The sequence below is a fragment of the Corynebacterium sp. LK14 genome (assembly GCF_008042215.1).
Lineage (GTDB): Bacteria > Actinomycetota > Actinomycetes > Mycobacteriales > Mycobacteriaceae > Corynebacterium > Corynebacterium striatum.
Map to the genome: position 1 here is coordinate 574,605 of NZ_NOVQ01000009.1, position 20,736 is coordinate 595,340.

19 protein-coding genes are annotated in these 20,736 nt (G+C 58.0%); 17 read left to right on the top strand and 2 right to left on the bottom strand.

Annotation, left to right across the window (positions count from 1 at the left end):
• Nucleotides 1-56 precede the first annotated feature (56 nt).
• From thrS to CHU71_RS06080, 6 genes are read left to right on the top strand one after another with little or no spacing between them, the layout of a single operon-like run.
• Entirely contained in the window at nucleotides 57-2,120 is a 2,064-nt protein-coding gene (gene thrS / locus CHU71_RS06055) for a threonine--tRNA ligase (protein ID WP_005529194.1), read from the top strand.
• Nucleotides 2,107-2,655 carry an HIT domain-containing protein gene (locus CHU71_RS06060; protein ID WP_005529196.1) on the top strand — a complete coding sequence of 183 codons (549 nt, stop codon included), beginning with the start codon at nucleotides 2,107-2,109 and terminating at the stop codon, nucleotides 2,653-2,655. The genes thrS and CHU71_RS06060 overlap by 14 nt, the downstream gene beginning before the upstream one ends.
• Nucleotides 2,648-3,274, top strand: coding sequence for a phosphatidylinositol phosphate synthase (pgsA, locus tag CHU71_RS06065; RefSeq protein ID WP_005529197.1), 627 nt, complete (start codon nucleotides 2,648-2,650; stop codon nucleotides 3,272-3,274). The genes CHU71_RS06060 and pgsA overlap by 8 nt, the downstream gene beginning before the upstream one ends.
• Nucleotides 3,275-3,286: 12 nt before the next feature.
• Nucleotides 3,287-4,255: a phosphatidylinositol mannoside acyltransferase gene (locus tag CHU71_RS06070; protein WP_147760474.1), complete on the top strand. Its 969-nt coding sequence runs from the start codon at nucleotides 3,287-3,289 to the stop codon at nucleotides 4,253-4,255.
• A 14-nt stretch (nucleotides 4,256-4,269) separates the two neighbouring features.
• The gene (locus CHU71_RS06075; protein ID WP_147760475.1) at nucleotides 4,270-5,397 is read left to right on the top strand and encodes a glycosyltransferase family 4 protein; all 1,128 of its coding nucleotides are present in this window, start codon (nucleotides 4,270-4,272) and stop codon (nucleotides 5,395-5,397) included.
• A gap of 53 nt (nucleotides 5,398-5,450) precedes the next feature.
• A complete protein-coding gene (locus CHU71_RS06080) occupies nucleotides 5,451-5,915 on the top strand; it encodes a hypothetical protein (RefSeq protein WP_046645370.1) in 465 nt (154 codons plus the stop codon).
• Nucleotides 5,916-5,921: 6 nt separating this feature from the next.
• Here the strand turns inward: CHU71_RS06080 and CHU71_RS06085 are convergent, their stop codons facing one another.
• Nucleotides 5,922-7,190, bottom strand: a complete 1,269-nt coding sequence (locus CHU71_RS06085; RefSeq protein ID WP_147760476.1) for a DUF2029 domain-containing protein — start codon at nucleotides 7,188-7,190, stop codon at nucleotides 5,922-5,924.
• Nucleotides 7,191-7,203: 13 nt separating this feature from the next.
• The gene (locus CHU71_RS06090; protein WP_147760477.1) at nucleotides 7,204-7,686 is read right to left on the bottom strand and encodes a DUF3817 domain-containing protein; all 483 of its coding nucleotides are present in this window, start codon (nucleotides 7,684-7,686) and stop codon (nucleotides 7,204-7,206) included.
• 124 nt (nucleotides 7,687-7,810) lie between these two features.
• Between CHU71_RS06090 and CHU71_RS06095 the strand changes: the two genes are divergently transcribed.
• The 11 genes from CHU71_RS06095 (at nucleotide 7,811) to CHU71_RS06145 (ending at nucleotide 20,556) form a co-directional block, all read left to right on the top strand.
• A complete protein-coding gene (locus CHU71_RS06095) occupies nucleotides 7,811-8,704 on the top strand; it encodes an acyl-CoA thioesterase II (protein ID WP_049146490.1) in 894 nt (297 codons plus the stop codon).
• Between the two features lie 107 nt (nucleotides 8,705-8,811).
• Nucleotides 8,812-9,567 (top strand): YebC/PmpR family DNA-binding transcriptional regulator, encoded by a 756-nt coding sequence (locus tag CHU71_RS06100; protein ID WP_046645374.1) that lies wholly within the window; start codon nucleotides 8,812-8,814, stop codon nucleotides 9,565-9,567.
• 249 nt (nucleotides 9,568-9,816) lie between these two features.
• Entirely contained in the window at nucleotides 9,817-10,398 is a 582-nt protein-coding gene (ruvC, locus tag CHU71_RS06105) for a crossover junction endodeoxyribonuclease RuvC (RefSeq protein ID WP_046645375.1), read from the top strand.
• A 100-nt stretch (nucleotides 10,399-10,498) separates the two neighbouring features.
• On the top strand, nucleotides 10,499-11,107 hold the full coding sequence (gene ruvA, locus CHU71_RS06110; protein ID WP_147760478.1) for a Holliday junction branch migration protein RuvA: 609 nt from the start codon (nucleotides 10,499-10,501) through the stop codon (nucleotides 11,105-11,107).
• Between the two features lie 51 nt (nucleotides 11,108-11,158).
• Nucleotides 11,159-12,262: a Holliday junction branch migration DNA helicase RuvB gene (gene ruvB, locus CHU71_RS06115; RefSeq protein ID WP_110092462.1), complete on the top strand. Its 1,104-nt coding sequence runs from the start codon at nucleotides 11,159-11,161 to the stop codon at nucleotides 12,260-12,262.
• Between the two features lie 47 nt (nucleotides 12,263-12,309).
• On the top strand, nucleotides 12,310-12,597 hold the full coding sequence (gene yajC / locus CHU71_RS06120) for a preprotein translocase subunit YajC (protein WP_046646632.1): 288 nt from the start codon (nucleotides 12,310-12,312) through the stop codon (nucleotides 12,595-12,597).
• A gap of 183 nt (nucleotides 12,598-12,780) precedes the next feature.
• Complete coding sequence (secD, locus tag CHU71_RS06125) at nucleotides 12,781-14,676, top strand: protein translocase subunit SecD (RefSeq protein WP_082254381.1); 1,896 nt, start codon at nucleotides 12,781-12,783, stop codon at nucleotides 14,674-14,676.
• Nucleotides 14,677-14,678: 2 nt separating this feature from the next.
• On the top strand, nucleotides 14,679-15,872 hold the full coding sequence (gene secF / locus CHU71_RS06130) for a protein translocase subunit SecF (RefSeq protein WP_046646631.1): 1,194 nt from the start codon (nucleotides 14,679-14,681) through the stop codon (nucleotides 15,870-15,872).
• A 105-nt stretch (nucleotides 15,873-15,977) separates the two neighbouring features.
• On the top strand, nucleotides 15,978-17,594 hold the full coding sequence (locus tag CHU71_RS06135; protein WP_147760479.1) for an ABC transporter substrate-binding protein: 1,617 nt from the start codon (nucleotides 15,978-15,980) through the stop codon (nucleotides 17,592-17,594).
• Between the two features lie 53 nt (nucleotides 17,595-17,647).
• Nucleotides 17,648-18,202 (top strand): adenine phosphoribosyltransferase, encoded by a 555-nt coding sequence (locus CHU71_RS06140; protein ID WP_147760480.1) that lies wholly within the window; start codon nucleotides 17,648-17,650, stop codon nucleotides 18,200-18,202.
• A 101-nt stretch (nucleotides 18,203-18,303) separates the two neighbouring features.
• Nucleotides 18,304-20,556: a bifunctional (p)ppGpp synthetase/guanosine-3',5'-bis(diphosphate) 3'-pyrophosphohydrolase gene (locus CHU71_RS06145; protein ID WP_370450499.1), complete on the top strand. Its 2,253-nt coding sequence runs from the start codon at nucleotides 18,304-18,306 to the stop codon at nucleotides 20,554-20,556.
• Nucleotides 20,557-20,736 lie beyond the last annotated feature (180 nt).

Consider the following 20,736-nt stretch of genomic DNA (forward strand, 5'->3'; position numbering starts at 1 on the left):
TTTGGTCGGCCAGGTATGTCGATCGAAGCGTGAGCGCATAAGGAGCGCAACTAGTCATGGCGGAAATGATTCCAGCTGTACCAGTGAACTATGAGCCTTTTAAGGTGCCTGCTGGCACTGCAGTAGGCGCAGCGATGCGAGAGCTTGAGCTCCCCAACAAGGGGCCCGAGGCAGTCGTCGTCGTTCGCGGCACCGATGGAGTGCTCTACGACCTTTCGCACACCCCGGCAGTCGACGCAGAGTTCACTCCTGTCGCGGCTAGCGAGGAGGACGGCCGCGCCGTCATCCGCCACTCCACCGCACACGTGATGGCACAGGCTGTGCAGGCCGAGTTCCCTGGCACCAAGTTGGGCATCGGTCCGGCCATCGAAAACGGCTTCTACTTCGACTTCCAAACCGATGAGCCCTTCACCCCTGAAGCGCTGAAGGCCATCGAGAAGCGCATGAAGAAGATCATCAAGACTGGCCAGCGCTTCGAGCGTCGCGTTTACTCTTCCAACGAAGAGGCAGAGGCCGCACTTGCCGACGAGCCCTTCAAGCTCGAACTCATTCAGGACAAGGGCAACGTCGACCCAGATTCTGATGAAGCAGCAGAGGTGGGCGCAGGCGATCTCACGCACTACGACAACATCAACCCGCGTACCGGCGAGGTCGAATGGTTTGACCTGTGCCGTGGCCCGCACCTGCCAACCACCAAGTACATCCCGGCTTTCACTCTGACCCGTTCTTCGGCTGCTTACTGGCGCGGTGACCAGTCAAAGGCTGGCTTGCAGCGCATCTACGGCACGGCTTTCGAGTCCAAGGAGGCCCTCGAGGCCTACCAGCACATGATCGCTGAGGCTGAGAAGCGCGATCACCGCCGTCTGGGCCAGGAGCTTGACCTTTTCTCCTTCCCGGACGAGATTGGCTCCGGCTTCCCGGTCTTCCACCCCAACGGCGCCGTTGTGCGCATGGAGATGGAAGAACACTCCCGTCGTCGCCACATCCAGGACGGCTACTCCTTTGTTTCCACCCCGCACCTGACCAAGGGTGACCTGTTCAAGAAGTCCGGCCACCTGGACTTCTACGCCGACGGTATGTTCCCGCCGATGCAGCTCGATGGTGAGTACGACGAGGACGGCAACTGCACCAAGCAACCGCAGGATTACTACGCGAAGCCGATGAACTGCCCGATGCACAACCTCATCTTCGCATCCCGTGGCCGTTCCTACCGCGAGCTTCCGCTGCGCCTTTTTGAATTCGGTACGGTCTACCGCTACGAGAAGTCCGGCGTTATCCACGGTCTCACGCGTGCGCGCGGCTTTACCCAGGATGACTCCCACATCTACTGCACCCCGGAGCAGCTGGAAGATGAGCTGACCAAGGTCTTGGACTTCATCATTTCCCTGCTCAAGGATTATGGCTTGGATGACTTCTATCTGGAGCTGTCCACTAAGGATCCGAACAAGTACGTGGGCTCCGATGAGATTTGGGAGCGCTCTACTTCCATCCTGCAGTCCGTTGCTGAAAAGTCCGGCCTCGAGCTGGTTCCGGACCCAGCCGGTGCAGCTTTCTACGGCCCGAAGATTTCCGTTCAGGCCCGCGACGCCATTGGTCGTACCTGGCAGATGTCCACGGTTCAGCTGGACTTCAACCTGCCTGAGCGCTTCGAGCTGGAGTACACCGCGTCCGACGGCACCAAGCAGCGTCCGATCATGATTCACCGCGCGCTGTTCGGCTCCATCGAGCGTTTCTTTGGCGTGCTTCTCGAACACTACGCGGGTGCCTTCCCGGCATGGCTGGCCCCACACCAGGTCGTGGGCATTCCGGTCGCTGACGAATTCTCGCCGCACCTCGAGGCCATCGCTGCGAAGCTGCGCAAGCGCGGCATCCGTGCCGATGTGGATACCTCTGACGACCGCATGCAGAAGAAGATCCGCAACCACACCACCGGCAAGGTGCCTTTCATGCTGCTCGCCGGCGAGCGCGACGTCGACGCCAACGCCGTCTCCTTCCGCTTCCTGGACGGTTCGCAGGTCAACGGCGTACCGGTGGATGAGGCTATCGAGCTCATCGCCGCATGGGTTGCTGAGCGCATCAACGAACAGCCGAACGAAGAGTTGATCAGTGCACGACGCTAACGAGCAATACGTCGATTCCGGGGCAGGGGAACCAGACCGCCTTGAGCGGCTGTGGGCTCCCTACCGAATGGCGTATATCTCGAAGCGTTCGAAGGATCCCTTCGTTGAGGCTCCCAAGGGCAGCGATGAGGACGGGCTGATTATTGCCCGCGGCGAGTATGTCTACGCTTTGCTGAACCTTTTTCCCTATAACTCGGGACATTTAATGGTGGTGCCTTATCGCAAGGAATCCCAGCTGGAGAACTTGACTCTAGAGGAATCCCACGAGCTGATGGCCTTCGCCCAAAAGGCGGTACGTGTTTTAAAGCGCGTGTCCAAGCCGGAAGCAATCAACGTGGGCTTCAACCTGGGCAAGGCGTCTGGCGGTTCCGTGGGAGATCACTTACATTTGCATGTGGTTCCCCGGTGGGCCGGTGACAGCAACTTTATGACTGTCTTGGAGGGCACTAAAGTGTTGCCTCAGTTATTACAAGAGACTCGCGCCCTTTTGGCCCAAGGCTGGAGGGAGATCGATGAGGAGGATTCGCATGCTTAGCGTTCACGGGCGAAAGCCAGCGGCAGTCGTCGTGGAACCCGTGGCAAAGCTGTTTCTGAAGATGGGGCTGACCCCCAACATGGTCACCATCGTCGGCACTCTTGTCACCATTGCTATCGCAGTCGTCTGCATTCCTCTGGATCACCTGTTCGCGGCAGCGGTGCTCTCTGGTCTCTTTGCGGCCTTCGACATGCTTGACGGCACGATGGCGCGCATGACCACGGGCGGGTCCAAGTTTGGCGCGACTCTCGACGCCTCCTGTGATCGCATCACCGACGGCGCCCTGTTTGCTGCCATCTTGTACTGGCTGGTCTACGTCGATAACGCTCGCCCCATCCACGTGGTGGCCTGCCTCATCGTGCTGGTTTCTTCGCAGGTCATTTCCTATATCAAGGCCCGCGGCGAGGCTTCTGGCTTCAAGATGGTCGGCGGTCTGATCGAGCGCCCAGAGCGCCTCATCATCGGCCTCGGCGGCATCGGCTTGGAGGGCCTGGGCGTTCCCGGCGCCATCGAGATTGCCCTGTGGATCCTTGTATTCGGTTCCATTTTTACCATCATTCAGCGCATGGTCCAGGCCGCCCGCCAGGACACGAAGGCCCGCTTCACCCCAGATCTTTAAGGATTAACGCCCATGGCCCTTGTTCCTGGACTAAACCGCGAACAACTGGCTGCCGCCGGCTACTTAGCCGGTTGGCGGCTGGTGCGTTTGTTGCCGGAGAAGTGGGCCAAGCGCCTTTTTGACTGGGGTGCAGACCGCGCCAGCGATGATGGCCGAGGCATGGAGCAATTGCGCCAAAACTTAGCGCGAGTGGTGGGCCCAGAAAACGTCACGCGCGAGTTGGTGCGCAATTCTATGCGTTCCTATATGCGCTACTGGCGGGAGGCATTCTGCCTGCCGTCGATCCATCAGGACCCGAATCTGCACGCCAAGCTGCTTTCCGGTTTGCAGGGCTTAGAGAACTTCGACGAGTCCGTGGCCCGCGGCAAAGGCGTCATCCTCGTGCTTCCACACACTGGTAACTGGGACATGGCCGGGGTGTTTCTGGTGGGCCACTATGGCCAATTCACAACGGTTGCAGAAAGGCTCAAGCCGGAGGTGCTTTTCGACGCCTTCGTGGACTTCCGCGAGTCCCTAGGCTTTGAGGTTCTCGCTCTGACAGGAGAGAAGACCTCACCTTTTGGCCGACTCAAGGAAGTCTTGGAAGCAGGTGGTGTGGTCTGCCTGTTGGCCGAGCGCGACCTCACTCGCACTGGCGTCACGGTCGACTTCATGGGCGAGGAAGCCAACATGGCTGCCGGACCGGCCCGCTTGGCCATGGAAACCGGGGCAGCATTGCACGTGGTCCACTCCTGGTTCGAGGATGAAGACTGGGGCCTTTCCGTCAGCCCGCAGGTGGAGGTCACCAATGTGCAGGAGACCACCCAACGCCTGGCCGATGGCTTCGCCGCAAACATCAAGGCCCACCCGGCGGACTGGCATATGCTGCAGCCGCAGTGGAATGTAGACGTTAAACGCCGCGCGGCCGATCGCGCTGCACGCCGCGCAGCCAAGGACAAGCGTACGTCCCAAGAAAAGCTCGAAGATAACGGTAAAAAGTAAGGAAGTAGGTAGTAGTGCGTATCGGAATCGTATGCCCGTATTCCTTTGACGAGCCAGGCGGCGTGCAAGCCCACATCCTGGATTTGGCCACCGTCTTTATCGAGCAAGGCCACCACGTGGAGGTCCTTGGCCCGGCAGCGCCGGAGACACAGCTGCCGAGCTTTGTCATGAAGGGCGGGCGCGCGATTCCGATTACCTACAACGGCTCCGTGGCCCGCTTGTCCGTAGGCCCGCAGGTAAAGCGCAACGTCAAGAAGTTCATTGAACGCGGCAACTTCGACGTGCTGCACATCCACGAGCCGAACTCGCCGAGCTACTCCATGGTGGCGCTGGCACAAGCCAAAGGTCCTATCGTCGCGACCTACCACGCCTCGGCTTCTAGCTCGCTCGTGCTGAAGCTGGCCAAGCCTTTCCTCACGCCAATGCTGGAGAAGGTGCGCGGCGGCATTGCCGTCTCAGAGATGGCCCGCCGCTGGCAGGTAGAACAGCTAGGCGGCGACCCAGTACTTATTCCGAATGGCGTGGATACCTCCGTGTACGCGGCGGCCCGCAAGCGTGTCGCGGCGGATCGTGACCAAGAAGGGCAGCCAGGCCAATCCGGGCAGAAGATGCCCGAGATTGTATTCTTGGGGCGTCTCGACGAGCCACGCAAGGGCCTGGATATCCTGCTGGAAGCCCTCACGATGGTGGAGACGGACGTCAAGGTCACCGTCATGGGCGGCGGCCGCCCGCGAGAGGTCGAGGGCGTGGACTTCGTTGGCCGCGTGAGCGATGTGGAAAAGGCGGAGATCCTCGGTCGAGCCGACATCTACGTCGCTCCTAACACCGGCGGCGAAAGCTTCGGCATCGTCTTGGTAGAGGCCATGGCCGCAGGCTGCGCGGTGGTAGCTTCCGATCTTGAGGCGTTTGCGGCCGTTTGCGACGCAGATTCTGAGACCCCCGCCGGTGCGTTGTTCCGCAACGAGGATGCCCGTGATCTGGCGCGGGTGCTCAACCTTGTGCTGCAGGACGAAGACAAGCGCAATGCTTTAATTGAAGCCGGTACCCAGCGCGCTCGCACCTACGATTGGGACCACGTGGCCGCTGCCGTGATGCAGGTTTATGAGACCGTGCAGGACGGAACTAAGGTCCGCACCAAGTAGCAGCGGGCGTTGCCGCCCTTTATCTACATCGGATTTAAGAGCAGGAAAAGACTATGGCAGTAGAACTGGTTATCGCGATCGTCGCGCTCGTGCTCATCTTGATGTGGGCCTATTTCACCGCGCAGCGGCTGAACTCGCTGCACATCCGCACGGATGCGGCTTTGGTGCAGCTGGAGGCCACCCTTGACCGCCGCGCCGCCGTCGTGGCAGCGCTAGCGCCGGAGCTGGAGGAGGTTGCCTCCCGCGCGGAGTCGAGCGAGCTTGCCCAGGGCCATTTTGAGACGCGTTCGGCCCACGAGCGGGCGCTGTCTATCGCGGTCAACGAGCGCTTTGCTGAGCGTCCCGCATTGCTTGCCGACGCCGAGGGGCGCATCCACCTTGCTCATCGCTTTTACAACGAAGCGGTCAGCGATACCCGCTCGCTACGCCTACGCCCCCTTGTGCGCATCTTCCGCCTGGGAGGTACGGCACCGCTGCCGGAGTTCTTCGAGATCAGCCAGCTACGGATTACTGAGTAGTTCCTGCTACTGAGCTGCTTGCTTGGTAGAGCTAGTATTTTCGCGCTTGAGCTCCAAGCGCAGCCAAGAGAAAGCAAGGCCTGTCATCACGAGGATGAGCACGTTGCGCGCCAGCAACAAGAAGGCAGGGAAGAGGCCGCCGCGGCCCGCGTAGAGCAACGCGTCATAGTTGAACGGGTAGACCAGTGTGCCCAGTGCCGCCGCAGCAAGCGTGCACAGTGCGAGGTTGCGCAGCACTGTGCCTACTTTTTCGTCGATATGTTGATGCGCAACTGATGAGGCATGCGGCCAGGCATCCTTGAGCGCTACCGCCAAGATTGGGCCGAGCCAGGTGATGTACTGGGTGGAAAAGACCTTGTTGCTGATAAATAGCAGGCAGATCATCGTGATGAAAAAGGCCAGCGTGCTGCGTGCACCCCAGTTGCCGTTGCGGAAGCGCATGAGTGCGAAGCCGAGGGCGAAAAACAGCATCGCCAAGGTCAAAACGTTGCTAAGAACTAAGAGTTCGCTAACCCAAGGGCCGGTGATTTCATAACTCTTGGAGGCAGCGTAGCCGATGGACCAAGTGTCCGGGAAAAGATGCGAGGCAAATACTGGAAGCGTTGCAGGGATCGATTCCACCTGCAGTCCGCGCACCTCTTGGTAGCGCAGCGGGGAGATAAGGCGCTCGACGTCATTGAAGGCGATGACGAGCAGACAAATGCCCACGATGGAAGCGACGAACGCGCTAAGGCGCTGCCAAGTCGCACGGGCATTGAAGCGGCCAACCAGGCCTGCGGCGAGCACGCCCGGCCACAGCTTCATTGTGGTGGCAAGGCCAAGCAGCGCCGCCGCAAGCCGCGAGTTGCGGCCAAGAAGCACTCCTGCGGCAGCAACTGCCAGAGCCGGAAAAATATCGAGGCGCCAGACAAAGACCTGACCCACTGCGGTTCCAAAGACAACCCAAAACCATGCGGCGACGAAGGCCTGCGGCTTGCGGCGCCAGCCGTGAAGCAAGACCATGAGGAAAGCGGCGTCGACAAGCAGGCACAGCCCTGTAAAAATAACGGTAAAGCTGGTCTGATTCGGGCCACTCAACCAGCCGACGAGAATCGAAGGCCACGTGCCAGGGTACGGGTACTCGGTCATATCCGAGGAGTTCGCCCCAAAACGCCCGGAGAAGTAATAGGAGATATCTCCTAGCGGGACGTAATTCCATTTCAGTAGTCCGATGAGGATAAGCCGGAAACAAATCCAGCCAGTCCATACTGCTGGAACGGAACAAAAAATTTTCACCTAAGTGATGCTATTAGATGTTCGACTCGATAGTGGATTCGACATCGACGGGTGGCCCGAGCATCAGCAGAACGCCAAAGACCAGCGCAATGATTACGACGAACACGCTCAGAGTGCGCACTGGGAAGCGCACTACCTGGGCCAAAAGTTGCTCGGCAAGACCATGTGGCTGCTCAGAATCGTTAAAGCGCCAATGCGGCAGGAACTTATCGTGCTTGTCCGCCCATAGCGCAAACGGGAGCGCGGCAAAAGGTATGACCGAAACGATTAGCCCCAACATGCCCAGGCCAAAGGACCACTTGTTGTTGATCCACACCATGACGCCCACGACGATGAAGCAGAGGAAACCAAAGCCGTGGATACCGCCCGCGATAGGAGTTAAAGCCTCCGTCACGCCGGAGTACTTCAAAAGCATAGAGAAAATAAGGAATGCCCACGTGAACATCTCTAGGTAGGCAACGACGCAGTGCAGGCGAGCAGGGCGTAGAAAAGTCATGCGGCATATCCTACGTGCTAGCCCGGCGCACAGGTAAAGTTGGCAGGGTTGCATGTGAAGGTTGCATGTGAAGAACGCACGTTAATGTTGCGCGTTGAGCAAAGAGAGGAGTCCCGCGTAGGTAATGGCTAAGGTGTGCGAGGTTATCGATTTAGCGCCGCTGAACGAAAAGGCTCAGGGTGATGTCTTTTCCGTGCCCATGGTTCCGTCCCAGATTGCGCGCACCTTTGGCGGGCAGGTGGTAGCCCAGGCGCTCGCTGCAGCCCAGCACACCGTTGAAGGAAAGCTCGTGCATTCCTTGCATGGCTACTTCGTGGGCCCGGGTGATGCCGCCGCGCCTGCGCGTGCTGAGGTAGAACGCGTGCGGGACGGCCGCTCTTTTGCTACCCGTCAGGTGCGCCTCTTCCAAGACGATCGCCTGATTTTCATGCTCAACGCGGGTTTCCACATCGCCGATGACTTTGGTCCTGAGCACCAGGACGCCATGCCGGAGGTTATGGGCCCGGAGGAGGCTGCAGCCGCCGGCGGTGGTGCTCCTTATTCCACCCGCATCATCCTGCGCGAGTGGGAAGACTGGGATATCCGTTTGGTCCCGCAGGAAAGCCGTGACCCTGAACTTGCAGAAGCCACAGGCGCTGGGTTCCGCTACGTGTGGTTCCGTAACACCGCGCCAGAATTTGCGGCGTCAGAAAGCAGCCAGGATGCCCACCGTGCGGCACTTGCCTATATGTCTGACATGACCTTAATCCGTGCTTCGCTGCTGCCACATCAAGGCGAGCAAGTACAGCTTGCCAGCCTGGATCACTCGATCTGGTTCCTGCGTCCAGTGCGCGTTAATGAGTGGTTGCTGTATGTGCAGGAATCACCATCCGCGCAGAATGCGACCGGTCTGGCCACCGGAAAGATCTTTAACCAGGGCGGGGACTTGGTTGCCGTGGTGGTCCAGGAAGGGCTTACCCGAACCGTGCGCGAGGGCATGCAGATAGGCTCGCACAACGGCAATTGGCAAAACGTCTAGAAAAACACTCACTCAAACGCCGGAAAACGGTGGGGGCTGTTTTTAACTGCTCTACGCCGTCCGTATAATTGCAGGCAGTTTCATAGAGCCACAATGAAAGGGATGAAATGTCCGGACACTCCAAATGGGCTACTACCAAGCACAAGAAGGCTGCTAACGATGCCAAGCGCGGCAAGGAATTTGCCAAGCTGATTAAGAACATCGAGGTCGCGGCCCGCACCGGTGGTGGCGATCCGGCTGCTAACCCGACTCTCGATGACATGATCAAGAAGGCCAAGAAGGCCTCCGTGCCGAACGATAACATCGAGCGCGCCCGCAAGCGCGGCTCCGGCGAAGAGGCCGGCGGTGCTGACTGGGAGACCATCATGTACGAGGGCTATGGCCCGAACGGTGTGGCAATGCTCATCGAGTGCCTTACCGATAACCGCAACCGTGCAGCCACCGATGTTCGCACCGCAATGTCCAAGAACGGCGGCAACCTGGGCGAGTCTGGCTCCGTGGCCTACATGTTCTCCCGCACCGGCCTTGTCTTGGTCAACAAGGGCGAGCTGACCGAGGATGACGTCCTGATGGCAGTTCTGGAAGCAGGCGCTGAAGAGGTCAATGACCTCGGCGAGAAGTTCGAGGTAGTTTGCGCACCTGGTGATATTCCGGCAGTGAAGGAAGCCCTCACCGAGGCTGGTATCGAGGTCGACGATAATGACACCGACTTCCGTGCTTCCGTCGAGGTTCCGCTCGAGGCAAACGATGCCCGCAAGATCTTCCGCCTGATCGACGCCCTCGAAGATTCTGATGACGTGCAGAACGTCTACACCAACATGAACCTTTCTGAGGCTGTCTTGGCAGAACTCGAGCAGGACTAAACTGCTTGCTGTGGGATCTACACTGCGCAGATTCTCACTAGACAAGGTCTAAACAAGGTTTAAAACGCGCCCGCGCATGATTGCACTGCTCGGGCGTGTTTGCGTTTTACTATCGCAGGCTCCCTGCCCCTGCACATTCTTAGAACATGTGTGTGTATGATTGACTGGACTGTGAATTCACTTTAGTTCTTTTCGCTGTTGCGCCCGTCTAGGCGCAAAGAGATTGTCCAGACTAGGAGGGGGTTGGCTGTGAATCTGGAAGGCCTGCGCGTTATGGGGATAGACCCTGGTCTTACCCGGTGTGGTCTTTCTGTGGTGCAAGCAGGGCGTGGTCGCTCGGTGATACCTGTGGCGGTCGGTGTTGCCCGTACCCCCAGCGATAAGGAGCTTACTGAGCGTCTTTTGCGTCTTTCCATAGCTGTCAAAGAGTGGATGGAGGACTACAAGCCGGATGTGGTTGCTATCGAGCGAGTCTTCGAACGTGGTGAAGTATCCACGGTGATGCAAACCGCGCACGTCGTTGGCGTGGTGGTCCTAGCTGCCGCTGAGCGCGACATTCCGGTGCATATGTACACCCCGTCAGAGGTGAAGAAGGCTATCTCTGGCAACGGCCGGGCAGACAAGAAGCAAATGACCGCGATGATTACGCGCATCCTTGGTTTGGGCGAACCACCCAAGCCGGCGGATGCCGCAGATGCCTTGGCCCTAGCAGTTTGTCACTGCTGGCGTGCCCCAGCCTTGGCTCGAATAGGGCAGAACACAGGCACATGGCCGAAGACGAGTGGCGTGAAAGGCCGGGCAAAGAAGCCGCGACCAGCCAGTAGCGCATAGCCGCGCTGGCATACGGAGCGTTATGCCACATGCAAAATCTCGATAGAAAAACTACAGAGCTAGGAACTAGCAGAAAGAATAAAGAAAAGGAGCTGACGCTGTGATTGCATCACTACGCGGAACAGTGTTGTCCATCAGCCTTGATCATGCCGTCATCGAATGCGTCGGCGTTGGTTACAAGTTTCTTGCTACGCCAGTGACCCTCGGCACTTTGCACCGGGGCGATGAAGCAACTGTGCTGACCTCGATGGTGGTCAAGGAAGATTCCATGACCCTTTACGGCTTTAGCAACGATGAGGACCGCGAGATGTTCCACGTCCTCCAGACCGTCTCTGGGCTCGGACCCAAGCTGGCGCTGGCGGCGCTATCTGTTATGGGGGCAAGCCAGCTAGCTCAGGCCATTTCCTCCGGCGATGCGAAGACACTGCAAACTATTCCGGGCGTTGGCAAGCGCATGGCAGAGCGCCTCGCACTCGAGCTGAGGGATAAGGTCAGCGCCTTTGCGCCTCAGGCCCAGCCAGGGCAGGAAGCGTCCGCGGCGGTGGCCCATGGGCCGGTGGTCGACCAAGTGGTGGAGGCACTCGTTGGACTCGGTTTCACCGACAAAGCCGCCCGTCCAGTCGTGGAGGGCATCGTGGCGGAGGAGCCAGCCGCAGAAACGGCGGTTGTCCTTCGTGGTGCACTGGCACAATTGGGACGTAAGAAATAGTCTCCGCTGTCAGAGTCAGCGCGCAACAATCTAAACAAAGGGTATAAAGACATGTCAGACGTAGAACGCACTGAGTTTCAGTTACCGGACGGCCTGGTAGCTGGGCAAAGCACTACCTCCAGCATGTCCGCGGCGCGCAATGCTGACGTCGATGCCACAAAGCAGCAAGGTGAACACGACATCGAGCGCTCCTTGCGCCCTAAGTCCATCGACGAGTTCATCGGCCAACCTAAGGTGCGCGAGCAGCTGTCCTTGGTGCTCAATGGTGCTAAGAATCGCGGCGTCACTCCAGACCACGTGCTGCTTTCGGGCCCACCCGGCCTGGGTAAGACCACCATGGCGATGATCATTGCCCAAGAACTTGGCACATCACTGCGTATGACATCGGGTCCAGCGTTGGAACGCGCAGGCGACCTCGCAGCGATGCTGTCGAACCTGATGGAAGGCGACGTCCTCTTCATCGACGAGATCCACCGCATCGCCCGCCCTGCGGAGGAGATGCTCTATATGGCGATGGAGGACTTCCGTATTGACGTCATCGTGGGTAAAGGTCCGGGTGCCACTTCGATTCCTTTGGAGATTCCGCCATTTACTCTCGTTGGTGCCACTACTCGCGCCGGCATGCTCACGGGACCGTTGCGCGACCGCTTCGGTTTTACGGCCCAGATGGAGTACTACGACACCGCAGATTTGACCAAGGTCATTACCCGTGCCGCGACCATTCTTGATGTGGAGATTGACCAAGACGCGGCGGTTGAGATTGGTTCTCGTTCACGAGGAACCCCGCGTATTGCCAACCGCTTGCTGCGACGAGTCCGTGACTTCGCTGAGGTAAACGGTGATGGACACATTGATCTAGCGGCCGCCCAAGGCGCCCTTGCTGTCTTCGACGTCGATGAAATGGGGCTAGATCGCCTCGACCGGGCCGTCCTGGAAGCCTTGATCAAGGGCCACGGTGGTGGCCCAGTCGGTGTAAATGCCCTCGCTGTGGCAGTGGGGGAGGAGCCCTCCACCGTGGAGGAAGTGTGCGAGCCTTACCTCGTTCGTGCTGGCATGATTGCCCGCACAGGCCGCGGTCGTGTGGCAACTGCCGCGGCGTGGCGGCACATCGGTTTGGAACCGCCGGAGGGAACGCTAGGGGAGGCGCTCTTCTAGTGCAAGGGCTGGCATCTGTGTGCATGAGTCTGGCACACTAGCCAGTTATGGAATACGCACTTCTTCTAGTTCTCGCAATTCTCATCTTCCTCCCTAGTTTTATGACGATGCGCAAACAGCGTGAGCGTCAAAACAAACTTTCTGAACTGCAGCAAAATTTGTATGTAGGGCAGAAAGTAATTACTGCGGGCGGCCTGCACGGGACTGTCGCGGCTACCCGCGAGCAGGAAGTGGATCTAGAAGTGGCCGGAGGCGTCGTAATCACCTTCGACAAGATGGCCATTGTTCGTACGCCGGAAATCGTCAGTGAAGAGGAAGCAAACGGGATTCGCTAGTGCGATTCCAGCTGCCGTTTTGTAGCGCTTATCACACTAGGTGGAAAAGCTGAGAGCCCGTTAAGTCATTGGGCCTTTCATGACGTAGCATGAGGGATCGTGCTCGTGGACTTTTGTTTCAAATGCCCACGAATTATTCAAAGTTAATCGTAAAACCCTGTTTTAGTTGCACAGGAGAACTCCTTGTCCGCAAAGAATCGTGGCGCATTGCGCAATAGGAACAGGCAGTGGCCAAAGCGTGCCATTGCCTTGTTTGCGCTAATCGTCGTTGCCATTTATGCCCTTATTTTCCTGACTGGTGCTCGCCAAGGCACGCCGAAACTCGGCATTGACTTGCAGGGCGGTACCCGTGTGACCCTCGTACCGCAAGGCGAGGAGCCCACTCAAGACCAGCTCCAGCAAGCTCGTAACATCCTTGAACAGCGCGTCAACGGAATGGGCGTTTCTGGTTCCGAGGTTGTGATCAATGGTTCCACGCTCGTAATCACGGTTCCAGGCGAGGATGCTTCCCAGGCGCAGGCAGTGGGCCAGACTTCCCAGCTTTTGTTCCGTCCAGTTGCGCAACAGCCGATGCCGGACATGAACAAGCTCAATGACACTTTGCTCGACATGGCAAACCGGTGGGTTGAGTACCGCGTTCTTAGCGTGGAGGAAGCCAACGCGTCACTAAAGCAAGTACATGATGCTATTAAGAAGGCCGTGGAACAGTCCGGAGAAAAGAAGGACAAGAAGTCGGAGGACTCACAGGCCCCGACTGTTACCGCAAAGCCAAAGAAGGAGCCCTCAAACTCGCTCGAGAAGGCCGATTTTCGCGATGAGATGACGGCGATGCTCCGCAAGGACCGTCAGTCTGACGACCCAACGACTATCTCCGCTGCAGCGGCCCTTTTGAAGTGCGATGCTGATTCTGATCCGCTTGCTGGTACCGATGATCCAGCAAAGCAGTTCGTGGCTTGTGACTTTGCAAACAAAACCCCATACCTTTTGGCCCCAGCGCCATTGCTCGAAGGCATAAAGGATCCCAACGGTACTCGTTTGACCGGTAACGAGATTGACACCAACAAGCCAATTAACGGTGGCCTCAACCCGCAGACCGGCCAGATGGAGATCAGCTTCGCCTTCAAGACCGGCGATGGCCCTAACGGTTCCGAGACTTGGTCCAAGGTGACGCAGCAGAACCTGAAGAAGCAGGTCGCCATCACCCTTGACTCTGCGGTTATTTCTGCTCCAGTCATCCAGGGCGCAACTCCGGTTGGCTCCGCTACCTCCATCACCGGTGACTTCAGCCAAGAAGAAGCAACTAGCCTGGCTAACAACCTCAAGTATGGCGCTCTTCCGCTGTCCTTTACCGGTTCCAATGGCGAGCCAGGCGGCACCGTGGAAACTGTTCCACCATCACTGGGTAAGGCTGCTCTGAAGGCCGGACTCATCGCGGGCATCGTGGGCTTCATCTTGGTTGTCCTTTACTCGCTGTATTACTTCCGTGCACTCGCCGGTGTCTCCCTGATTACCCTCGTCGCCTCCGGCATTTTGACCTACGGTGCACTCGTTCTGTTGGGTCGCTGGATTGGCTACTCGCTGGACCTTTCGGGCATCGCCGGTTTGGTCATTGGTGTCGGTGCTACTGCGGACTCCTTCGTGGTCTACTACGAGCGCATCAAGGATGAGCTGTTGGAAGGCAGAACCTTCCGTTCGGCAACTACCAAGGCGTGGGAGCGCTCACGCGCAACCATCGTTACGGGTAACGCTGTTACGCTTATTGGCGCTGTCATCGTGTACTTCCTCGCAATTGGTGAGGTCAAAGGCTTCGCCTTCACTATGGGCCTGACCACCGCATTCGACTTGGTTGTCTCCTTCCTCATTATGGCTCCGCTGATGCAGCTCATCGGCGCAAGGCCAGCAGCAGCTAAGCCGTCTATGAACGGACTTGGCGGTATTTACGCTCTGGTTGAGGAACGTCGTGCCCGTGGTTATTACGCAAAGTCTGGAAAAACCGGACACAAGGAAACCGCTGCAAGCGCAGCTGCAGCGTCTCATACAGCAGCAGCCGATTCCCGCCTCACCGAGGAGGACAAGTAGAGATGACTACTAAAGTGAACAATCACAAGATCTCCAAGATGGATCGTCTGTATGAAGACGAGGGCGGATACGACTTTATTGGTCGTTCCAAGACGTGGTACGCCATCACCGCAGTATTGGTCGCTGCGTCCATCTTGGCCATTGCAATTCGCGGCTTTAGCCTCTCCCTTGACTTCGAGGGCGGCACCAAGCTGAACATGCCAGCCGCCGATCTGGTGGCAGAGCAGGTTGGCGATACCTTCGAAGAAGCTATTGGTGTCGAGCCGGAAATGGTGCAGATCGTCGGCGCCGGCGACTCGCGTACCTTGGAAATCACTTCCGAACGCCTTTCTCAGGAGCAGGTAGACACCGCCCGCCAAGCAATCTTTGAGCAGTATCATCCAAAGGATGCCGAGGGCAAGGCCACCCCGGATGCAATTGGTTCTTCAACTGTGTCTGAGTCATGGGGATCCGCGATTACGCAGCGCATGCTTCTCGCTATGGCTGTATTCCTTGCGACGGCGACGGTGTATGTCGCAGTTCGACTGCAGCGAGACATGGCCTTCGCAGCGATTCTCGCGCTGATTCTTGACGGCGTCATCATCGCAGGCATCTACGCCATCTTCGGGCTAGAAGTCTCCCCGGCAGTCGTCATTGGTCTGCTTACGGTGCTGACCTTCTCTATCTATGACTCCGTTATCGTCTTTGACAAGGTCAACGAGAATACTGAAGGCTTCCAGGGCCAGCGCAAGAAGACATATGGCGAGCTTGCGAACCTCGCCGTTAACCAGACAGTTATGCGTTCCATTTCCACGTCTATCATCTCGGTCCTGCCGATTATTGCGCTGTTCGTCATCGCCGTCTGGCTGATGGGCATTGGCACCCTTCGCGACCTTGCGCTCATTCAGCTGATTGGCGTCATCGAGGGCATTTTCTCCTCGTTGTTCCTGGCAACCCCATTGCTGGTGTCCATTGCAAACCGTCGTAAGTCCGTCAAGAAGCACAACACTGAGGTGCAGCAGTTCCGCGCTGAGCACGGCGAAGACGCAGATGAAGACACCGTGGCCGCCGCTGCAGTGGGTTCCCGAAAGGTCACTTCTCTGGCAGCCCAGGATTCGGAAGGGGAGGCGTCGTCAAGCGATGCTGCATCGGCCCCCTCCACTAGGAACCCGGGCACCCCAGGCAGCGCCGGGACAAGCTGGCGTCCAGGCCGGTAGATGAGCCGTTGATCCAGGACGTCGGGAACGGACGTCGAAAAGAAGCGAGGACAAAAGGTGGTAGTTAAACCACAAACAGAGCGCCATTGGGCTAAAAAGGCCTCAGTGGCGCTCCTCGCCGTTGTCGGCCTCACCGCAACGGCCTGCTCAGACCAAGGCAACCGGGACGGTAACGAGGAAGAAAAACCGAGCGGACCACAGTCCACCGATTTCTTCGGATACATGGTCAATACCCCGCTTGCCACTACAAATGCAGGCACCTCGTTCGGCAGTGCAACGAGTGCAGCGCAGTTGTCCAGCCGCTTATACCCGGCCATTTATGTCCCCGGCCCCTCGGGGCAGATGATCCCCAACTCGGATCTTGTGCAGACCGAAGAGTTGCCATCCTCCCCGGAAAATCCTCACAAGCAGATTAGTTTTACCCTCTCGGAGCAAGCAAAATTCTCCGATGGCGTTCCCGTAACTTGTGATGACTACCTGCTCGCCTTCACCGCAGGCGTGATGGCATCTGAGTTCGGCTCGCACATGCCTCTGATGAACGAGATTGCCCAATTCGAGTGTGCCCCGAATTCCAAGGAATTTACGCTCACCTTCAACGAAGGCCAAGGCGATCGCTGGCGCTATCTCTTTGGCCCAGGAACCGTTATGCCGGCGCATGCCTTGGCCAAGAAGGCCGGGTTGACGATGGAGGAGCTCAACACGACTCTGTCCTTCCAAGACCCCACTGCTTTGCAACCAGTGGCAGACGCGTGGCGTTATGGATTCTCCACAGCCCCTGCTGACTTTGATCCGGAGCTGCAAGTTTCCTTTGGGCCCTTCGTGGTGGACAAGGTGGGGGAGCAGGGCGAGATCACCCTGAAGGCTAACAAGGAGTACTTCGGCGATAAACCGGCGACAGATACCGTTGTTGTATGGCCCAACACTGCAGATGCTAAGGCTCTCAAAGATAGCGGTAATTTGCGTGTTGTCGATGCCGCTGAAGCTAAGCCAGAATGGTTGCCTGCTGCTGACCAAGCAAGCCCTTATGAGGTCGAGCCCGTAGTAGGTGGCTTGACCGACACCCTGGCGTTGTCGCAGTCCGGCGTATTCCAGGAATCGTGGGCCCGGGAGGCTTTTGCCTCCTGCATCGACCATGGGCGGTTGGCCAAGGTCAGTTCGCAGCAATCTGGCGTAGAAGTACCACCTGTGTACCTGCGCACGTTGCGCCATTCTGACCCGGTCGCCACCCATTTGGGCCAATTCGCCAAGGAGCACCAGGGTCAGGACATGGCTAAGGCTGCGAACCTGTCTGGGTACACCGTCAAGATTGGTTACTTGGGCCCGGATGAGCGCTACAGCGCCATGGTCGAAGAGATTAAGAAGATGTGTGAACCCGCCGGTATCACGGTCGAAGACCAGTCTGCTGAGTACATGTCGCAGCATTATTTGGAGATGGACCCTGTGACATGGACTCCGACTATCGATGCATTCTTGGGCCCGGTTGATCCAATGACGGAGTACTCTACGCCGGACTCAAACATCAAACGGCTGCAGGAAATCAAAGAAGCAGAGGAAAAGCTGTGGGAGGACGTCCCCTCTATTCCTTTGGCCGCCCAGCCCCGCGTCTTCATCGTTGACCGCTCGGTCAAGGGCGTGGTCCCATACACTGGTGCTGCGGGTATTGGCTGGAACATGGATCGTTGGAGTGCGCCGAGTGCAGCTCCAGTCAGCACTCAGCGTTAATCAGTTGTTGATTTCTAGTCTCAAATTTGACACGAACTTTTAAAGGATTTGTTGTGAGTGAAACTTATTCCGCCGCGGCGCGGGCACTGAATGAAAAAGTGCGTTTGGTGCAAGACTTCCCCGAGAAGGGCATCCTCTTCGAGGATTTGACGCCAGTGCTTGCTGACGCCGAAGCATTTCAGGCAGTTGTCGACGGCCTAGCGAAGGCCTGCGAAGAGTTGGACGCCGAGATGATTGGTGGCCTCGATGCACGCGGTTTCTTGCTGGGCTCTGCCGTGGCGTACAAGCTAGGCGTGGGCATTTTGGCCATCCGCAAGAAGGGCAAGCTGCCACCACCCGTTCTGACTCAGGAGTACACGCTGGAGTACGGTTCGGCGGCGCTCGAGATTCCCGGTGAGGGAGTCGATATTAAAGGCAAGCGCATCGTGCTTGTCGACGACGTTCTGGCCACCGGAGGCACGCTCTACGGCGCGAAGCTGCTTTTGGAGTTTGCGGGCGCAAAGGTAGCTGGAAACGTCGTGGTCTTGGAAGTTAACGGACTGGCTGGTCGCGAGCGTTTGGCAGATGTTCCGCTGGTTGTGCTCAACCAAGCAGCAGCCACCGACTAGAATGATGTGTCTAAAGCCATCGTTGGCCGGATACACCCCATGACTAGGAGGAGGGCGACGCCTTGACCACTGAGAAGTCGACAAAGCGCCCGAATGGCGGCATGCGGAGCATGTCGGCACGTTTGGCTCGGTCTTTGACCGGAGGCAGGGTAAAGATCAACCCGGTGCTGGATCCACTGATGTCCATCCACCGGCAGTTCCATCCCAAAGCTGACGTAGAGCTACTTAATAACGCCTACAACACGGCTGAGCGCCTCCACGAGGGTGTGTTCCGTAAGTCCGGGGAACCATATATCACCCACCCCCTCGCCGTAGCCACCATCGCGGCTGAGATTGGCATGGACACCACGACCATCGTTGCGACACTGCTGCATGACACGGTCGAGGACACGGACTATTCACTCGAAGACCTAACAAGGGACTTCGGTCCTGAGGTTGCGCGGCTTGTCGACGGCGTGACAAAGCTCGACAAGGTTGCCCTCGGCGCCGCAGCTGAGGCAGAAACTATCCGCAAGATGATCGTGGCCATGGCCACCGATCCCCGCGTGCTCGTTATCAAGGTGGCGGACCGCCTCCACAACATGCGCACCATGCGCTTTCTCCCCCCAGAGAAGCAGGCGAAGAAGGCACGGCAGACTCTCGACGTCATTGCGCCATTAGCACACCGCTTGGGTATGGCCAACGTGAAATGGGAGCTGGAAGACCTTTCTTTTGCCATCTTGTACCCCAAGAAATACGACGAGATCGTACGCATGGTGGCGGACCGAGCTCCTTCTCGTGAACGCGCTTTGAAGGAAATCAAAACGCAGGTTACTCAGGCCCTGCGGGAAAACGGCATCGATGCTGAGGTCATGGGACGTCCGAAGCACTACTGGTCCATCTATCAGAAGATGATGGTGCGTGGCCGCGATTTTGCGGAGATCTTCGACCTCGTAGGTATCCGCATCCTCGTTGATGACGTTAACTCTTGTTATGCCGCGATTGGCGTTGTGCACTCGCTTTATCAGGCGCTTCCGGGGCGCTTTAAAGACTATATTTCTGCGCCGCGATTCGGGGTATACCAGTCCCTGCACACCACGGTGATTGCAGAGGGCGGTTCCACCCTGGAAGTTCAGGTGCGCACGCACGAGATGCACTACAACGCGGAGTTTGGTGTTGCTGCGCACTGGCGTTACAAGGAGAAGAAGGGCAAGAACGCTAAGGGTGACGCTGAGGTCGACCAGATGGCGTGGATGCGTCAGCTGCTGGACTGGCAGAAGGAAGCCGCTGACCCGAATGAGTTCTTGGACTCGCTGCGTTATGACCTTACGGCTAAGCAGATTTTTGCATTTACCCCGAAGGGCGATGTAGTCAACCTGCCGGCGGGTTCAACGCCGGTGGACTTTGCCTACGCTGTGCACACCGAGGTGGGCCACCGCTGTATCGGTGCGAAGGTCAATGGAAAGCTGGTTGCGCTTGAGTCAGAGCTAAAGTCTGGTGACAAGGTTGAGATCTTTACCTCGAAGGATCCTAACGCTGGGCCGTCGAGGGATTGGCAGGACTTCTTGGTCTCGCCACGCGCCAAAGCAAAAGTGCGTCAGTGGTTTGCCAAGGAGCGCCGCGAGGAGCACTTGGAGTCCGGGCGCGATGCTTTGGCGGCTGAGATTCAACGCGGCGGCCTGCCAATGCATAGGTTGTTTACTGCTTCTTCCATGAAGCAAGTCGCCGAGCAACTCCACTATTCCGATGTGGACGCCCTTTACACCGCTATAGGTGCCGGAAATGTATCGGCACAGCATGTGTCGAATCAACTGATGTCCCTCTTTGGGGACCAAGACGACGCTGCAGAGGCCCTGGCGTCGCGTACACCATTCTCTGAGCTGGAAAGCTCGCGTAATCAGCGCACCCACGACTCAGAGCAAGGAACCGGAATTTTGGTTGAGGGCAGCCCTGATGTCATGGCTAAGCTGGCGCGTTGCTGCCAGCCAGTCCCTGGCGACGCTATCTTCGGCTTCGTCACCCGTGGTGGTGGTGTTTCCGTCCACCGCGCAGACTGCACCAATGCGGAAAAGCTCAAGTCTGAGCCGGAGCGCATGATGAAGGTCGAATGGTCTTCGGGTAAGGGATCGTCTGGCGAGTTCTCCGCTAGCCTCCAGCTTGAAGCGATTGACCGGCAAGGCCTGCTGGCCGAGCTAACTGGCGTATTCAGCGAGCAAAAGCTCAATGTTTTGTCGATGAGCTCGAACCGCGGCGACGACCACATTGCCACCATGCGCTTTACGTTCTCCATCTCGGATACCAAGCAGCTGGGCCAGCTGATGACCACGCTGCGCAACACCGAGGGAGTCTTCGACGTCTACCGCGTCACTGCCTAGCTCGTCGCGTCACCGCCTAGCTACTGCTGTGGCTGGGCGGCCTCCGCCTGGGAACCTGCGACGTCGATAAGCACTTTGCCCCGGGCGCTAATGCCACCATCGTGTGGAGGCATGATTCGGGGAAGGGGGCGTCGGAAAGCGCAAGGACGCTCGATGTAAGCTGGAAAACCGTGGATACGC